This is a genomic window from Devosia rhodophyticola (genome assembly GCF_028816475.1).
GTDB classification, from domain to species: Bacteria; Pseudomonadota; Alphaproteobacteria; order Rhizobiales; family Devosiaceae; genus Devosia; species Devosia rhodophyticola.
Genome location: NZ_CP118247.1, coordinates 1506522 through 1521374, shown reverse-complemented (window position 1 = coordinate 1521374; position 14853 = coordinate 1506522). Strand labels below are relative to the sequence as shown.

At 56.5% G+C, this 14853-nt stretch carries 15 protein-coding genes; 11 read left to right on the top strand and 4 right to left on the bottom strand.

Features of this window, described 5'->3' with window-relative positions; all coding sequences use genetic code 11:
• Positions 1-60: 60 nt before the first annotated feature.
• The 8 genes from PSQ90_RS07400 (at position 61) to PSQ90_RS07365 (ending at position 7838) form a co-directional block, all read left to right on the top strand.
• Entirely contained in the window at positions 61-951 is an 891-nt protein-coding gene (locus PSQ90_RS07400; protein WP_282212754.1) for a carbohydrate ABC transporter permease, read from the top strand.
• Positions 948-1817, top strand: coding sequence for a carbohydrate ABC transporter permease (locus tag PSQ90_RS07395; RefSeq protein WP_282212753.1), 870 nt, complete (start codon positions 948-950; stop codon positions 1815-1817). The genes PSQ90_RS07400 and PSQ90_RS07395 overlap by 4 nt, the downstream gene beginning before the upstream one ends.
• Positions 1814-3055 (top strand): AGE family epimerase/isomerase, encoded by a 1242-nt coding sequence (locus PSQ90_RS07390; protein ID WP_282212752.1) that lies wholly within the window; start codon positions 1814-1816, stop codon positions 3053-3055. The genes PSQ90_RS07395 and PSQ90_RS07390 overlap by 4 nt, the downstream gene beginning before the upstream one ends.
• Complete coding sequence (locus tag PSQ90_RS07385) at positions 3042-4112, top strand: ABC transporter ATP-binding protein (RefSeq protein WP_282212751.1); 1071 nt, start codon at positions 3042-3044, stop codon at positions 4110-4112. The genes PSQ90_RS07390 and PSQ90_RS07385 overlap by 14 nt, the downstream gene beginning before the upstream one ends.
• Positions 4113-4257: 145 nt before the next feature.
• Complete coding sequence (locus PSQ90_RS07380; RefSeq protein WP_328517532.1) at positions 4258-5277, top strand: Gfo/Idh/MocA family protein; 1020 nt, start codon at positions 4258-4260, stop codon at positions 5275-5277.
• 396 nt (positions 5278-5673) lie between these two features.
• Positions 5674-6432: an SDR family oxidoreductase gene (locus PSQ90_RS07375; protein ID WP_282212750.1), complete on the top strand. Its 759-nt coding sequence runs from the start codon at positions 5674-5676 to the stop codon at positions 6430-6432.
• Positions 6426-7160: a FadR/GntR family transcriptional regulator gene (locus tag PSQ90_RS07370; RefSeq protein WP_282212749.1), complete on the top strand. Its 735-nt coding sequence runs from the start codon at positions 6426-6428 to the stop codon at positions 7158-7160. Before PSQ90_RS07375 ends, PSQ90_RS07370 begins: the two co-directional genes overlap by 7 nt.
• Positions 7161-7838, top strand: a complete 678-nt coding sequence (locus tag PSQ90_RS07365; protein ID WP_282212748.1) for an RraA family protein — start codon at positions 7161-7163, stop codon at positions 7836-7838. It abuts the gene before it with no gap.
• Between the two features lie 67 nt (positions 7839-7905).
• Here the strand turns inward: PSQ90_RS07365 and PSQ90_RS07360 are convergent, their stop codons facing one another.
• The 4 genes from PSQ90_RS07360 to PSQ90_RS07345 all read right to left on the bottom strand — a co-directional run bounded on the left by PSQ90_RS07360 (position 7906) and on the right by PSQ90_RS07345 (position 11423).
• Positions 7906-8703: an IclR family transcriptional regulator gene (locus PSQ90_RS07360; protein ID WP_282212747.1), complete on the bottom strand. Its 798-nt coding sequence runs from the start codon at positions 8701-8703 to the stop codon at positions 7906-7908.
• A gap of 98 nt (positions 8704-8801) precedes the next feature.
• Positions 8802-9428: a DAK2 domain-containing protein gene (locus PSQ90_RS07355; RefSeq protein ID WP_282212746.1), complete on the bottom strand. Its 627-nt coding sequence runs from the start codon at positions 9426-9428 to the stop codon at positions 8802-8804.
• 3 nt (positions 9429-9431) lie between these two features.
• Complete coding sequence (locus tag PSQ90_RS07350) at positions 9432-10427, bottom strand: dihydroxyacetone kinase subunit DhaK (protein ID WP_282212745.1); 996 nt, start codon at positions 10425-10427, stop codon at positions 9432-9434.
• Positions 10428-10487: 60 nt separating this feature from the next.
• Positions 10488-11423: a dihydrodipicolinate synthase family protein gene (locus tag PSQ90_RS07345; protein ID WP_282212744.1), complete on the bottom strand. Its 936-nt coding sequence runs from the start codon at positions 11421-11423 to the stop codon at positions 10488-10490.
• A 301-nt stretch (positions 11424-11724) separates the two neighbouring features.
• On the opposite strand from PSQ90_RS07345, the gene PSQ90_RS07340 reads away from it, so the two are divergent.
• The 3 genes from PSQ90_RS07340 (at position 11725) to PSQ90_RS07330 (ending at position 14732) form a co-directional block, all read left to right on the top strand.
• Positions 11725-12684 carry a tripartite tricarboxylate transporter substrate binding protein gene (locus PSQ90_RS07340; RefSeq protein ID WP_282212743.1) on the top strand — a complete coding sequence of 320 codons (960 nt, stop codon included), beginning with the start codon at positions 11725-11727 and terminating at the stop codon, positions 12682-12684.
• 78 nt (positions 12685-12762) lie between these two features.
• Positions 12763-13215 (top strand): tripartite tricarboxylate transporter TctB family protein, encoded by a 453-nt coding sequence (locus PSQ90_RS07335; RefSeq protein WP_282212742.1) that lies wholly within the window; start codon positions 12763-12765, stop codon positions 13213-13215.
• Positions 13216-13220: 5 nt separating this feature from the next.
• Positions 13221-14732: a tripartite tricarboxylate transporter permease gene (locus PSQ90_RS07330; protein WP_282212741.1), complete on the top strand. Its 1512-nt coding sequence runs from the start codon at positions 13221-13223 to the stop codon at positions 14730-14732.
• Positions 14733-14853 lie beyond the last annotated feature (121 nt).

Genomic DNA, 14853 nt, shown 5'->3' with positions numbered 1-14853 from the left:
TTCGCGATAGGCAAATTGCGTTCGGGGGATTTCCCCGGGCGCAACTGATAGGGGTGGCCCATGCTAAAGCGCCGACGACTGATATTTTCTCTGCTCGCCATCGCGCCGGTCATCGCCATTTTTGGCTATGTGCGCATATTCCCGATTGGGGAAATTCTGCGCCTTAGCCTGCACAAGTGGGACATTCTCTCCAAAAACAAGCCGTTCATCGGCCTTGCGAACTTTCAGGAGTTGCTCGGTGATCGGCTTTTTCAGGAAGCGTTGCTCAACACCTCCATCATTGCTTTCGGCGTGCTGCTGATCACCGTGCCGTTAGCGATGATTCTGGCTGCGTTGATTTTTTACCGGACCCGGTCGCGGTTTGCCGGCTTTTACGAAACCACCATTTTCATTCCGCACGTGGTGTCGCTCGTGCCCGCTGCCATGGCATGGAAATGGATATTTGATGCGCGGCTGGGACCACTTAACGCGCTGCTTTCAGTATTCGGTATCGAGCCGCAGGCCTGGTTGTTCGATCCAACGCTGTCGCTGATCAGCGTCATCATCCTGTGCTCATGGCAGGCGCTGGGATATGCGGTGCTGATCTATCTGGTTGGATTCAAGAATCTGTCGAAATCGCTTTACGAGGCTGCCAAGCTCGACGGCGCATCCGGGTTTCAATCGTTCTGGCACCTGTCCATTCCCCTACTCAAACCCATCACGCTCTATGTCGGGGTGGCAACGCTGGTTTCGGCGTTCAATGTCTACGCCCAGGTCTATGTGCTCGCCTCCGATGCGCAGGGCGCGCCGGGGCGGCAGGTGCGGGTTATTGTGCTGGACATGTTGGAAAATACCTTCCGCAATTATCGGGTCGGCTACGCCGCATCTGAGGCAGTCGTGCTGCTCGTCATCGTGCTCATCCTGACGTTCATCCAGTTTTCCTTGCTGCGCGAAAAGGGAGCCCGGAAATGACGACACAAATTGCCTCCCAGCTTAGTTCGGGCCAGTTGCGCCGCAAACGAATGGCGCTCAACCTTTTCATCGATGCCATCCTGATCGTGTTTGGATTGTTGATGGTGTTGCCGCTCATCCTGCTCGTGGCGAACGCCTTCAAGACACCGGCAGAAATGTTGAGCTGGCCGCCCAGTATCATCCCGGAGAATCCCACCCTTGAGAACATTGAAGCGGTGCTCTCAGATACGCCTTTGATGCTTTGGATTTTCAACAGCTTCGCTTTTGCAATTTTGTCGGCACTGGCGATTTCGATCACCTCGGCGATCGCTGGTTATCTGCTGGCCAAATTCCCCTCGCCCATCATGAGCATATTGTTCGCGATTATCCTTGCTACGGCCATTGTGCCATTCGAAGTCTACATGATCCCGCTGTATTTTCAGGCCCAGAGCCTGGGTATCCTCAATAGCCTTTGGGGTCTGCTCCTTGGCTATTTGGTGATGAGTTTCGGTATTTTCCTGATCCGCCAAAATGTTGTCCATTCCATTCCCGACGAATTGCTTGAGGCCGCCCGCATTGACGGGGCCGGGGAGATCTGGATTTTCATTCGCGTGGTGCTGCCGTTGTTGCGTGGCGCGCTCGGTGCCTTGTTCGTGCTTGCTTTCTTTCAAGCCTGGACGGCTTTCGCCTGGCCGCTGATTGTTGCCACCACCAAGCCCAGCTATACGATCGAGGTGGGCCTCGCCCTTTTCCAGACTGGCTTTACCGTCGATCTGGGGCGCCTCAGTGCTGCTTCGGCAATCGTGTTGGTCCCCTCGGTTACGCTCTTTGTGTTGCTGCGGCGCAATTTCGTGGAAGGTGTGGCGAGTTCGGGGCTCAAGGAATGACTGATTTTTTTGCCTCGGCCGCCCAACGCTATACCGCCGCAAATGCCAAGACACTGCGCTGGATGCTGGAGCGGCCGCGCCTGCAAGGTGCGTTTGTGAATACCAAGCTCAACCCACTCACCCTGCGCGACTACACGGCAGCCGATGGCTGGCGCGGGCCAGCCTATATTTATGGCTGGATTCAGGGTCGAGGGCTCGAGGCGCTGGCAACCCATGCCGCAGCATTTTCCGAGATCGATCAGAGCCTGGCGGGCGAACTGACTTCTGCGTCCGCCGACCTTTATGCTGCGCTTGATCAATTGCAGGCAGTCGATGGTCATGGCTACTTTTGCTACGATGCGGCCTCGGTGCCGATCTATTTTGACGATGCAACGCCCCTTACACAGGAGCGGCCCAGTGATATTTTTACCTATTCCGATATTTTCGTGACCAAGGGGCTGATCGCCGCTGCCGCCACGCATGTGCCCGAGGACCTGCCACGCCACATCGAGCGGCTCGGCGTGATCATCGCCGGTATTGAAAACGGCCGTTTCCAGATGGATGAAAAAGTGTTGCTGGGTGAAACCGCCCTGGCAGCTGAACCCGACGATTTTGGGCCGCGCATGATCATGTTGAGCGCTGCCGGACTGTTGACCCGCTTGGGTATGGCCGCGCACACAGCCTTTGCCGACCGGTTCATTGCGCACGTTATCGACAACCACTTCGACCCTGTATCTGGATTATTGCGCAATGTACCCGGGCAGGATGCCTGCAACGTGGGGCACGGGATCGAGTTCGTCGGCTTTGCCCTGGATCATCTGGGGGACGATCCCGATCCGGGGCTCCTGGGCACGCTGCAGACGATACTGCTCGCTTCGTTCGCCAAGGGATATAATGGTCCCGGCGTTCGGCTGGTGGTTTCGGCCGATAGTGGAGCGCCCATCAGTCCTTACTGCCCTTGGTGGTCGCTGCCTGAAAGCATCCGGAGCGCAGCACTCTGTTATCAGCGAACCGGCAGCGCCGAAGCGCTGGCAGTCTGGCGGGCAGCCGACCAGGCCTTTTATGACCGATTCTGGCGGGATGACGCCTCTATCGCCTACCAATGTCTGACCGACACCGGGCCCATCGACTATGTTCCCGCTACCCCGGACCTTGATCCAGGTTACCATACTGGCCTGAGCCTGTTGGCTGCCATCAACGTTGCAAACCGCCGTCTTCTTGATCCCATTCCGCCGGAGCACAATCATGGCATCGCTTGAAATCCAGAATGTCCATAAATCGTTTGGCTCTACAAAGATCATTCGGGATATCAGCTTGAGCGTGCCAGATGGCGCTTTCGTCGTGCTGGTGGGCCCTTCGGGCTGCGGCAAATCTACGTTGCTGCGCATGATCGCGGGGCTTGAGGACATATCCGGGGGCACGATAAGTATTGGTGAACGGGTGATCAACGAAGTTGAACCCAAGCACCGCGATATCGCCATGGTGTTTCAGAATTACGCGCTCTATCCACACATGACGGTGGCGGAGAACATGGCGTTCTCGCTTCGACTGGCGCGCCGTCCGCGGTCAGAGGTGAACGAACGCGTGGAGAATGCGGCCCGTATTCTCGGCCTTAGCGATTATCTCGATCGCTACCCCAAGCAATTGTCGGGTGGACAGCGCCAGCGTGTCGCCATGGGCCGCGCCATCGTGCGTGACCCACAGGTCTTTTTGTTCGATGAACCGCTGTCGAACCTTGACGCCAAACTGCGCGTCCAGATGCGGGCCGAATTAATGGAGTTACATGACCGGCTCAAGACAACGATGATCTATGTCACCCATGATCAGGTCGAGGCCATGACCATGGCCGACATCATTGTGGTTATGCGCGACGGTGTCGTTGAACAGATCGGGGATCCGCTGACCCTTTATGACCGCCCCAATAATGTATTTGTGGCCAGCTTTATCGGTTCGCCGGCCATGAACATGGTCAAGGGCACCGTCAAGGGGCAGGCCGTGCAAACAGCAGGTGGCACAGATTGGCCCGTTTCGGCCGCCGCTGCTCGCGTTGCTGCAGGCCGGGAGGTCATTTTTGGTTTCCGGCCGGAACATTTGGTTCTTACTGAACCCGGGCAGGGAATTGAGGCCAAGATTCGCTTGTTCGAACCCACCGGCTCGGAGACCTTCATTGCCGCTATGGTCGGAGATCAGCCCATTGGCGTCCTGCTGCGGCAACGTCTTCATGCCAGGGTGGGCGATACGATTTGGCTGGGTCTCGATCCGGCTCAGGCCCATATTTTCGACGTACAGACCAACCAGCGTATTGTTGCCACGTGACCACCTGTTTGATCGGGCCGAACATCGCCAACACCACTCTGACCGCAGGCAGTCAATGATATTTGGCTGGAGTGTCAGCCCAGTTGGTTGCATCAATTTCAAATCGCGACAGCCAACGGTCTGCCGCAGCTAATAGGGACATGCCATGATCAAGAAACTTGGCGTTGCCATTATTGGACTTGGGATGGCCTCTCGGCCTCATGCACATGCACTGCTGGCGCTTCGTGACCAAATTGAAACCCTCCACGCCTTCAGTCCCTCCGCAGGCCGCCGCGCTGCTTTTGCCGAAGCTCATGGCCTGCCAATCGTCGACAATATCGAAACGATCTTCAACGACCCCCGTGTCGATGCTGTATTGGTGTTGACGCCGCCCCACACGCATCTGGAACTTGTGCAGATGGCAGTCGCCGCTGGCAAGCACGTGCTGCTGGAAAAACCACTCGACATCAGCATATCGCGCGCTGAGCAATTAGTGGCCGATGCCGAGGCCGGCGGGATCACGCTGGGAGTGGTACTCCAGAACAGATTTCGACCCGCAGCCCAGGCTCTGAAAAAAATGCTGAGCGAGGGCACTCTCGGCCAAGTGGTGCATGTAAGCGCACGCACCAACTACTGGCGCCCCCAGAGCTACTATGAAGAACCTGGCCGCGGCACTTTCGCGCGTGACGGCGGCGGGGTGTTGCTCACCCAGGCCATTCACAATCTTGACCTGATGATTTCCCTAATAGGCACTCCCGAGACGGTAACCGGGTATGCCGCCACCAGTCCGGTCCACGTGATGGAGGGTGAGGATGTTGCTGCGGCGACTGTGCGCTTCGGCAATGGGGCACTGGGAAGTATCACAGCAACAACTTGTGCTTTTCCCGGGCAAGCCGACGTCATCGAGTTGATCTGCGACAGGGGAAGCGCCACGCTCATTGGGACTCAACTCACTGTGAGGCTGCAGAACGGCACCAATTTCGACTTCGCAGACAAGGATTCGGGCTCCGGATCCGGGGTGGATCCGATGGGGTTTTCCAGCCAGGATCATCAGGCCCTGATCCTGGACTTCGCCAATGCCATCGCTTTTGGTCGAATGCCCGCTGTCACCGGGCGAGATGTGTTGGCCGTACACCATCTGATCGCTGCGATTCTAAAATCTTGTGGCCAGTCTGTTCAACTTTAAGGACATTTTGTTGGTCGTTGGTCGTTGGTCGTTGGTCGTTGGTCGTAGGTTGAGTTTGGCTTGTTAGTCAACAATGCCACGGAGCCACAACTCGGCCTCGCTGGCCAAAAGCTGGTGGCAGTATCGCAATCAGTTGGCATTTGACGTCAAAGCGCCGCTTGAGTTGCAACAATTGCTGCTGTCCGCGTAGCGACTTGCGGGAAACGGCCAGGCGACATTTTCGTGTTCTTTTGAGTGCTTCCGTCGCGTCACTTCTCCCAACCAACGCAATATCCGCCTTGTCACGACCACTCTGCGTGTATATGACATATGACTTATGTCATAAGTGGAGAGTGCGATGTCTGATCTTTTCAGCGTGTCGGGAAAAGTGGTGGTAGTGACTGGGGGCTAGGCCAATTGGGCCGCGAATTCGCCACTTCACTGGCCGCTGCCGGTGCCAAAGTGGCGGTTTATAGCCGTCGTCCTATTACCCAGAGCGCGCTTGACGAGCTGTTTCCCGACATGGCCGACAACGTTCGTGTTTACGAGGCCAACGTCACCAACAAAGCCGCAATCGAAGCTGCAACTGATCGCCTAATCGCCGATTGGGGCGTGCCTGACGTTTTGGTGAACAATGCCGGCATTGACTCCAAGCCCGACGGTGCTGCCGACCAGAATGGCCCGTTCGAAACTTACCCCCAAAAATATTGGGATGACATTATCGATGTGAACCTGACCGGCGTGATGCTGTGCAGCCAAGTTATTGGCACCAAGATGGCCGAGAAGGGGCGGGGCAGCATTATTAATATCGGGTCGATTTACGGCCTCGTGTCACCCAATCAGGCGCTATATTCATATCGTGAAGAGCGCGATGGCGTGCCATTTTTTAAGGCAGTATCTTACGCCGCATCCAAATCGGGCCTGTTAAACCTCACTCGCTATGTTGCCACTTATTGGGCCGAAAAGAATGTTCGCTGCAATCTGATTTCGTTTGGCGGCGTTAAAACCGGCAGTTTCGACAAGGAGTTCATCGATAACTTCCTTGATCGGGTGCCGATGCGTCGTCAGGCCGAAAAGGGCGAGTATAACGGGGTTATCCAATTCCTTGCCTCGGATGCATCCACTTACATGACCGGATCTAACGTCGTGGTAGATGGTGGGTTTACTGCATGGTAGTCGCCGTCGCTCCCGATCGTAGCAAGTTACATACTGCGGTGGTTTCGGCCATCGAGGCGCAAGTCCTATCTGGTGAATTAAAGGTTGGTGAGCGTCTGCCCTCCGAGGCCGAACTGTCGCGGTTGTTTGCAATCAGCACCCGATCAGTCCGCGAAGGGCTGCAAATACTGGAAACCAAAGGACTTGTTCGCCGTAGGCACGGCGAGCGGGCTGAGATTGTCCGCGACGACGTCGATCAGTTTCTCGGTTCGCTCGCGGCTAACGTGAAAAGGCTCTTTGCCAAAGACGCCGCCTATTTGGTCCAGCTGATGGACGTGCGGCGGATGTTTGAAATTGAAGTTGTGGGACGATTGGCTGCGGGCGAGGGGGAACTTTCCCAGGATGTGGTGACAGCATTGGGCAGTTTGGCGGACGCCAAGGATTTTGCCCAATACGCCGAAGCCGATGCCAATTTTCACCGCGCACTGGTGCACTCGCTCGGTAATGAAATTTTGTCCAGCGTCTATGGCAATCTCTACGCGCTGATTACCGACATAATTAGGCTCACCAGTCGCGTGCCCAGCAAGACTCAGGCCGAAGGCATGGCCGAGCATCAGGCGATTTTTAGCGCCATCCGTCAGGGTGATGTTGACGCAAGTCGCGCGCTCATCCGTGAGCATATCGACAACTCAACCACCTATCTCCAACAGGCGATTAATACCGCCAAAAAACAGGGTAAAACCAGCTAAATGGCTGCATATGATTATAATAAAACCGATTGGGTTGCCATTAAGCGGCTGTCAAAATGGTACTCTGGCGACATCCACGATGTGTTGGACGGGCGCGGGCCTTATGGCTTTTTAAAAGGCATTGGCCAATTCGGCGTGCTGGCACCGGGTCAGGTCATTTGCGGCCCGGCCTCCACCATCCGTTACGAGCCCAGCGAACGCGTCGGCCAACCCCAAGATGTCTATCATGGTGCCATCGACGCCGTAGTCAAAGGCGGCATTCTAATGGTCGATTCGTCCTGCGCTGAAGGTTCGGGCACGGGTGAGTTAATGTCGAGCGGGGCCAAGACCAAAGGCGCAGCCGCCACCATCGTCAACGGCACCGTGCGCGATCTGGCCGAAGTGCGCAAACTTGATTATCCGCTCTTTGCAAGGGGCATGAGTCCAGTCGGTGTTTCGGGCCGTATGGAGGCCACTCACTATCAAGTCGATCTCGATATTGATGGCGTGCGCATTGCGCCGGGCGACATAATTTTTGCTGATGTGACGGGCGTTGTGGTGATCCCATCCGAGCTTGTTGGCGTTATCGCCGATGCTGCTGACGAATTGGGAAAGAACGAAGCGAGCTGCCGTCAACGCATCCTTGCTGGCGAGAATTTGCAGGAGATCTGGCCTGTTGGCTCAACGGGGCCAGCTTAACACGAAGCATACCGGTCCTTCGGGGCCGGTGTTCACGTCGCCGCTGAGGAGGGGCACGATGCAGCAATCACCGCGTATGGCCCAGCCGCTGAGAAATCAGGTTGGCGTGATAAATCACCACCCGGCCCAAATCATCGAGTTCATCAACGGGCATTTGCCAAGCCGGGGCACTGACGCTAAGTCCGGCAAACACCAGGCCCGCTTGATTGCGAATGGGCGCGCCAATGCACCGGAGGCCGGGCTGGTGCTCGCCATTGTCGATGGCATAGCCGCGCGTGCGCGCCTGATCGAGTTCATCAGCAAGTTCTGCCGGATCGGTGATCGTGGTTTCCGTGTAGCGCTCCAAACCTGTCGCGATGACGCGCTGCACGATTTCCCCGCTCTGATACGCCAAGATAGCCTTACCCACGCTGGTGCAGTGCGCCGGCGAATTTTCGACCATGGTTGTGGCCAGCATCGGTTCCGCTTCCGACCGTTGAATGACAACTGCGCGCAACCCATCAAACACCGCCAGATGAACAGCGCGATTGGTCAAGCGATGCAGCGCATCAACAATGGCGTGACCCTCGCGATTCAAGTCATGATTGGCCAGTACAACACTGCCCAGCTCAAACAGTCGCAGCCCCAGCCGGTAGGTGTCCCGCCCCCTGTCTTGTTCGATAAATCCCACTTCGCGCATGGCCGCCAGCAAGCGATGGGCCGTGGAGCGCGGATAGCCGGTTTCTGTGCAAATTTCAGCCAGGCTAAGAGCGCGCCGCGAGGTGCTAAAACAATCCAGAACCCGCGAAACCTTGGTCAGGGATTTCAAGCTTTCATCGCTTCGGGTCGGTTTCTTTGGCGCAATGGCTGCGGTGGATTCGCTCATTCTTTGGGCCTCAGCACCTTGGCGGCGCGGCAAATTCTAGCCGTGTGCGTTCGATTTCATAGTCTAGTTGGGGTGTCGCCTCAAGCCAATCTGGCAGATCAATCATGAACGGGGCGCCGCTCCCCGGCTATGGCATAGATGATCTCGGCCAGTGCCAGCATGCCTGGGTCATCAAGGCCAATGCTTTTGTCAGCAAACATGCGCGCGCGCCCCACAGCCGATGGACGGTCGCGAAAATCGGCCAAAACCTGCACCATCGCGGCGCTGCCGGCTTGGGCAATGACCGTTGGCTCATCCAGTCCTTCAATTTGGCGGGCCAGCGCATCGAGTCCGTCAATAATTGTCTTAGCGCCCAATTCGGCCTTGCCACGCGTCATGGCCGCATCGCGAACCGCCGCGGTCAACGCACCAAGCTGGTCCCAACTCAATTCGGTTTGACCCATTGTTGCTTTGCCGGCGGTCATCATGGCAGTGATCACCAAAGTGCCAAGGCTGGAGCCGGTCGATGCGGCCCCCGCTTTTGCCAACGCCATGAATGCCGCCCCCAGATCGGGCGCTGCGCGCGTATCTACCGCAGCAAAAGTTCGCAACAGCCGCGCCAGCATTGTGCCGGTGTCTCCATCACCCAGCTTGGCATCTGCCGCATTCAAAACATCGGTGAGACCGGTCATGCTTTGATCGGCGCGCACAATGGCTATGGTCAGCGTCTCAATAGTGATCGCCATGGCTTAATCTATCCTCCAAAACGGGCAATCGGCCGGGGCGGCCAGCAATTCCTCAATTTCCTCATCAAGGAAGCACAGGCTGATCGATGCGCCGCCCATTTCCATCGAGGTAACATATGGCCCGATAAGCGGACGCACGACCCTCAAATCGCTGCGTTCAAGCTGTTGGTGGGCGCGTCGGTAGAGAATGAAAAGTTCTTCAAGCGGTGTCGCACCCAAACTATTGACCAAAATGGCCACGCGGGTTGCACCCTCGGGCCGTTCAGCCAGCAGCATGGCGATCATTTCATCGACCAGTTCATCAGCCGGGCGGATGGGGCGGCGCCAAATGCCAGGCTCGCCATGGATGCCCATACCCATCTCGATTTCATTGTCCGCGATGGTGAAATTGGGCGCGGTCGCGCCGGGAATTTGGCACGAGGACAGCGCAACACCAACGGTGCGCGTTCTCTCAACAGTTTTGCGCGCTATCGCTTCAACCGCGTCGAGCGAGCCACCACCTTCAGCAAGCGCGCCAGCGGCCTTGTAAGCAAAAATCAATCCCGCCACACCGCGGCGTTTGTCCGCCTCGGCGGGGCTGGCGCTGGCAATGTCGTCAGTGCCCAAAACCGTGCGGGTGTCGACATCGTTCATGGCCGCAAATTCGCTGGCCATTTCAAAATTCATCCGGTCGCCACCGTAATTGCCAAACAGGCACAAGACACCCGCACCGCCATTGGCCGCTTCAATAGCGTCCTGACACGAATTGATGGTTGGTCCTTCAAACACATTGCCAATGGCGCAGGCATCAAGCAGGCCTTTGCCAACATAGCCGGTAAACAACGGCAGATGGCCCGAGCCGCCCCCCGATACAATGCCCACCTTACCCGCGCGGATAGGATTTGCTGTCGTGATTGCGCGACGGTCCACGCCAACACGCTTGAGGCCGGGATGAGCCAGGCACAATCCGTCAAGCATCTCCTCAACATAGTTCGCCGGATCATTGATCAGCTTTTTCATAATGTCCTCCGTGTCGATAAGAGGAGCGAATTACCTTATCGGCAGTCCGCTCCACCGCCATCAGGCGGCCGACTTTGCGCGGATATCGACCAGTTCAAGTACAGGGCCGAGCGCTGCATCAATCTTGTTCTTCTGCTCCTCGGTGACCCGTTCCATGGGCGCGCGCGGGTGGAACATGGGGAGGCCCTGGCGGTGTTGCACGTATTTTACACAAGCCGGCAAATTGTCGTGGCGCATGGCATTCCACAGCCCGTTAAGGCGGAAATGAATGTCTTTGGCGGTCACATGGTCGCCCGCTTGAACGGCGTTGAACAGTTTGACCGTCAGCCCGGGCACCGCACAGGTCAGGGCGCTGATGGCCCCATGCGCACCCAGGGCAAAACTGGGATAGAGCAGGGCGTCGATACCGGTCAGCACCAGATTTTCGGGTTTGGCGCGCTGCATCAGATCGGACACCGACTTCACATCGCCCGAGGATTGCTTCATGCCAACAACGCCGGGCACGGCTTCCATAATGGCGAGCATGTCGTCAATCGACAAATAATTCCACGGAATAACATTGTAGATCAGGATGGGAACCTTGGTCTTTTCCCAGATGGCGCGGAAGTGCTCAATGGTCGCCTCGCGACCGGGCTTGAACAAATAGTGGACCGGCGTCACCTGCAAGGCATCAATCTTGATGTCACCAAGCGCCACGACTCGATCAATCGCTTCGCGGGTGGACTGCACGATCAGCCCCACAATAAATGGCACCCGTCCGGCATTGGCATCATGAGCTTCGATCATGGCTTGGGTGAATTCGGCGGCCGAAAGCGTGTGTCCTTCGCCGGTCGAGCCGCCCACCACAATGCCGCGAACGCCCGACTCGATCATAAAATCGACCTGCGCTTTAAGCTCGCCCTGCGCAAGGTTACCCTTTTCGTCAAAGGGCATGGACAGGGGTGGCAAAATGCCGGTGAGCGTGTTGCGCAGCGACAGCGCGATTTGGTTGGTCATTGGTTTCCTCCAACATCGAGACAAAGGCCACCGTGGCGCGTCTCATCTGAAATTCGAACATCCCGCCCGTCAACGTTGACCAGCGCAAATTATATATTCCGCAATATGGAATTCAATCCCCTACTTGATATGAAGGGATTGGACGCTTTGTCAACTAAATATAGCTTTCCTGGCGAAATATGGGCGTGTTGCGTTCTGAAATATCGCATGGTATGTCCACAATGCGGAATATAAAATCGCAATGCAGTTCAGCGTTGCCTATTCTGTCGGTACGCCGACGCAAATTCCTGGGAGAAAGTAAATGACATTTTTGAAAACCATAGCGGGCGCGGTTGCGCTCACGGTGTTGGCCGCAGCGCCAGCTTTCGCGCAATATCCGGATCGAGCGATAAACTTGATCGTGCCATGGGGTGCAGGCGGCGGCACCGACGCCACTGGGCGCATCATCGCGACCCTGCTTGAAAAAGAACTCGGCCAGCCGATCAACGTCATCAACCGCACCGGCGGCGGCGGCATTGTGGGCCACACCGAGATTTCTTACGCCGAACCCGATGGTTATACGCTCGGCGTCATTACCACCGAATTGTCGATGTATCACTGGACAGGCGTATCCCCACTCAGCTTCGCCGATTACGAACCTCTGGCCCTGTTTAATGCTGACCCAGAAGCGGTATTTGTTCGCGCTGACGGCCCAGACATCATGGAATTGTTGGCAGAAGTGAAGGCCAATCCCGGCTCAATCAAGGCCTCAGGCGCCAATCTTGGCGGTATGGCCCATTTGGGCTGGGCAGGCGTTCTTGTTACCAATGACATTGCCCCTGACGCAGCCCCTTGGGTGCCCTCCGAAGGTTCTGCTGCCAGCCTGCAATTGCTCGCTTCCGGCGCCATCAGCGTCGTTGCTACCACGTTGCCCGATGCCCGCCCCATGGTCGATGCCGGTGAAGTCAAACCTCTAATCGTTGCCGCCACCGAGCGCGTCGCGTCCGCTCCAGATGTTCCTACTGCTGAAGAAGCTTTGGGCAACAAGTGGTCCGCTTATGCCTGGCGCGGTATTGCAGCGCCAAAAAGCCTGCCGGACGACGTCAAAATGGTCTTGACCGATGCGCTCAATAAGGTCGTGACGAGCGATGAATTTGTTGAATTCATGAAACAGCGCAATTTCGGCATCGACTATCGCGATGCAGCAGGCTTTGAAGCCTTCATGACTGACGCTGATGCCTCAATCGGCAAGGCACTTCAGGCTGTTGGTCTGGCAAAGTAGAGCTAAATTTAGGCCAAACTGATTGGTGGTCGGGGCACGCCCCGGTCACCGCGTTTTTAAACAGAAAAGGGATTGTGCATGTCCAAATCCTTGCCATTCGATAGTATTTTGGGCGTAGTTTTTGCTCTTTTCGGCGCCGCGATTGTGCAGCAGTCGACGGGGCTTCAACCATTGGCGGGGATGATTGTTGGCCCGGGCCTATTTCCCACTATTGTTGGCTCGGCAATGGCCGTGTTTGGTGCCGTGTTGGCTGTGCAGGGCTGGGTGACCCGAACCAATCAACCAGAAAACGCTCCAAAACTACTGACATGGTTTGCGGCGGGGGTCGTGGTCGCGATCATCGCTGTTATTCTGGTCATGCCCTATCTTGGCTTTTTGGTGTCGGGCACCCTGTTTGCGGCGCTGATCGTGCTGATCAGTGGCGGAAATTGGCTATCGGCGCTGATCTTTAGTCCCATAGCGTCAACCGCCATCTTTTATATGTTCACCTCTGCGCTACGGGTTCCGTTGCCGCACGGAATTTTTGGGTAAACGCCATGGAAGCCTTTGCCGAAGCCGCAGGTCTTGTCTTCAATTTTGAAACGCTTGCCACCATTTTTCTTGCTGCTGTGTTTGGCATGTTGGTTGGCGCGATACCGGGCCTGACCGCCACCATGGCAACGGCCCTTTTGGTGCCGATTACCTTTTATATGCCCCCGATTCCTGCGATCGCAGCAATCATTTCGTGTACGGCCATGGCCATTACCGCAGGAGACTTGCCCGGCGCACTCCTGCGCATTCCCGGCACGCCGGCATCGGCCGCCTATGTTGAGGATTCTTATCGTCTGGCGCAAAAAGGCAAGGCGGGCCTGGCCATCGGCATTAGTGTTATGAGTTCATCGCTCGGCGGTCTTTTTGGCTTTCTCTTCTTGTTGTTTACAGCCCCAATTCTAGCCAAGGCTGCGCTTGGGTTCTCTAGTTTTGAATATTTTTGGCTCGCCCTGCTCGGCCTGAGCTGCGCCGCCCTGATTTCCTCGGGCGGCATGATCAAGGGCGCGTTGGCGCTGATGATCGGTCTGTTTATTGCGCAAATCGGGCTTGATCCACTGACCGCAACGCCCCGTTTTACCTTTGGCGTGGTCGAATTGATGGGTGGCATCAGCTTTATCCCGGTTATGATCGGCATGTTCGCGGTTGCCGAAATTATGCGCTCTGGCCGCCGCGCCATCGCCGACGTGCCCCAGATTAAGCTCAGCAACCCCTTTGGCGGCACCCTGAGCACGATTTGGAAATACCGCAAAAATCAGGTCCGTGGCTCGGTTATCGGCGCACTTTTGGGGGCTTTGCCCGGCGTCGGCGGCGATCTTGCCGCATGGATCACCTATGCTCTGGCCAAACGCACCTCCAAAACCCCGGAAAAATTTGGCACGGGTCATCCAGAAGGCCTTGTCGAAGCTGGCGCGACCAACAATGCCGCCCTTAGCGCTGCTTGGATTCCGGCGATGGTATTTGGCATTCCCGGCGATGCGGTTACAGCGATTGCCGTCGGTGTTCTGGTGATGAAAGGCATGGACCCTGGTCCAACGTTGATGACGCTGAACCCACAGAATTTTTACGCGGTGATGATCGTCTTCGCCATAGCCAACGTTTTAATGCTGCCTTTGGGGTGGGTTGCCGCCAAAAGCGCGCGGTGGATATTTGAAGTCCCACGCGCCTTGCTCAACGCCGCCGTGCTTTTGTTCTGCATCGTCGGGTCATATTCGATCAATAACTCGATGTTTGGCGTCATGCTGATGCTGGGTGCGGGCCTTCTCGCCTTTGTGCTGGAATCGCGCATGATCGCCATTGCCCCCATCATTCTTGGCATCGTGCTTGGACCCTTGGTCGAAACCAATTTCACCACCTCAATGATGATCGCCGATGGCAGTATGCTCGGGTTCTTCAGCCGCCCGATCGCTGCGGGGCTCGGTTTCGCCACCATGCTGATTTGGGGCTTCACCATTGTTCATGCTTTGCGAGGATTTTTTGGAGAAAATCGATCTGAACTTGTTCCAAAAACCGAAGAATGAATTTGCCGTCTAGGGATTACGGATAGGAAATCCAATAATGGATTTGGCTGGCGGTATAACCGCCGGCCTGTAGATATGTCAGTACTCGCGGACCATTTTCGATAACCTCCCGGATTTCGAA

Excerpts from the sequence above, each read along its gene's own strand:
- PSQ90_RS07340 (WP_282212743.1), top strand. The coding sequence starts at position 11,725 with ATGACATTTTTGAAAACCATAGCGGGCGCGGTTGCGCTCACGGTGTTG.
- PSQ90_RS07390 (WP_282212752.1), top strand. The coding sequence starts at position 1,814 with ATGACTGATTTTTTTGCCTCGGCCGCCCAACGCTATACCGCCGCAAAT.
- PSQ90_RS07385 (WP_282212751.1), top strand. The coding sequence starts at position 3,042 with ATGGCATCGCTTGAAATCCAGAATGTCCATAAATCGTTTGGCTCTACA.
- PSQ90_RS07365 (WP_282212748.1), top strand. The coding sequence starts at position 7,161 with ATGGCTGCATATGATTATAATAAAACCGATTGGGTTGCCATTAAGCGG.
- PSQ90_RS07350 (WP_282212745.1), bottom strand. The coding sequence starts at position 10,427 with ATGAAAAAGCTGATCAATGATCCGGCGAACTATGTTGAGGAGATGCTT.
- PSQ90_RS07395 (WP_282212753.1), top strand. The coding sequence starts at position 948 with ATGACGACACAAATTGCCTCCCAGCTTAGTTCGGGCCAGTTGCGCCGC.
- PSQ90_RS07345 (WP_282212744.1), bottom strand. The coding sequence starts at position 11,423 with ATGACCAACCAAATCGCGCTGTCGCTGCGCAACACGCTCACCGGCATT.
- PSQ90_RS07335 (WP_282212742.1), top strand. The coding sequence starts at position 12,763 with ATGTCCAAATCCTTGCCATTCGATAGTATTTTGGGCGTAGTTTTTGCT.
- PSQ90_RS07380 (WP_328517532.1), top strand. The coding sequence starts at position 4,258 with ATGATCAAGAAACTTGGCGTTGCCATTATTGGACTTGGGATGGCCTCT.
- PSQ90_RS07370 (WP_282212749.1), top strand. The coding sequence starts at position 6,426 with ATGGTAGTCGCCGTCGCTCCCGATCGTAGCAAGTTACATACTGCGGTG.
- PSQ90_RS07355 (WP_282212746.1), bottom strand. The coding sequence starts at position 9,428 with ATGGCGATCACTATTGAGACGCTGACCATAGCCATTGTGCGCGCCGAT.
- PSQ90_RS07400 (WP_282212754.1), top strand. The coding sequence starts at position 61 with ATGCTAAAGCGCCGACGACTGATATTTTCTCTGCTCGCCATCGCGCCG.
- PSQ90_RS07330 (WP_282212741.1), top strand. The coding sequence starts at position 13,221 with ATGGAAGCCTTTGCCGAAGCCGCAGGTCTTGTCTTCAATTTTGAAACG.
- PSQ90_RS07360 (WP_282212747.1), bottom strand. The coding sequence starts at position 8,703 with ATGAGCGAATCCACCGCAGCCATTGCGCCAAAGAAACCGACCCGAAGC.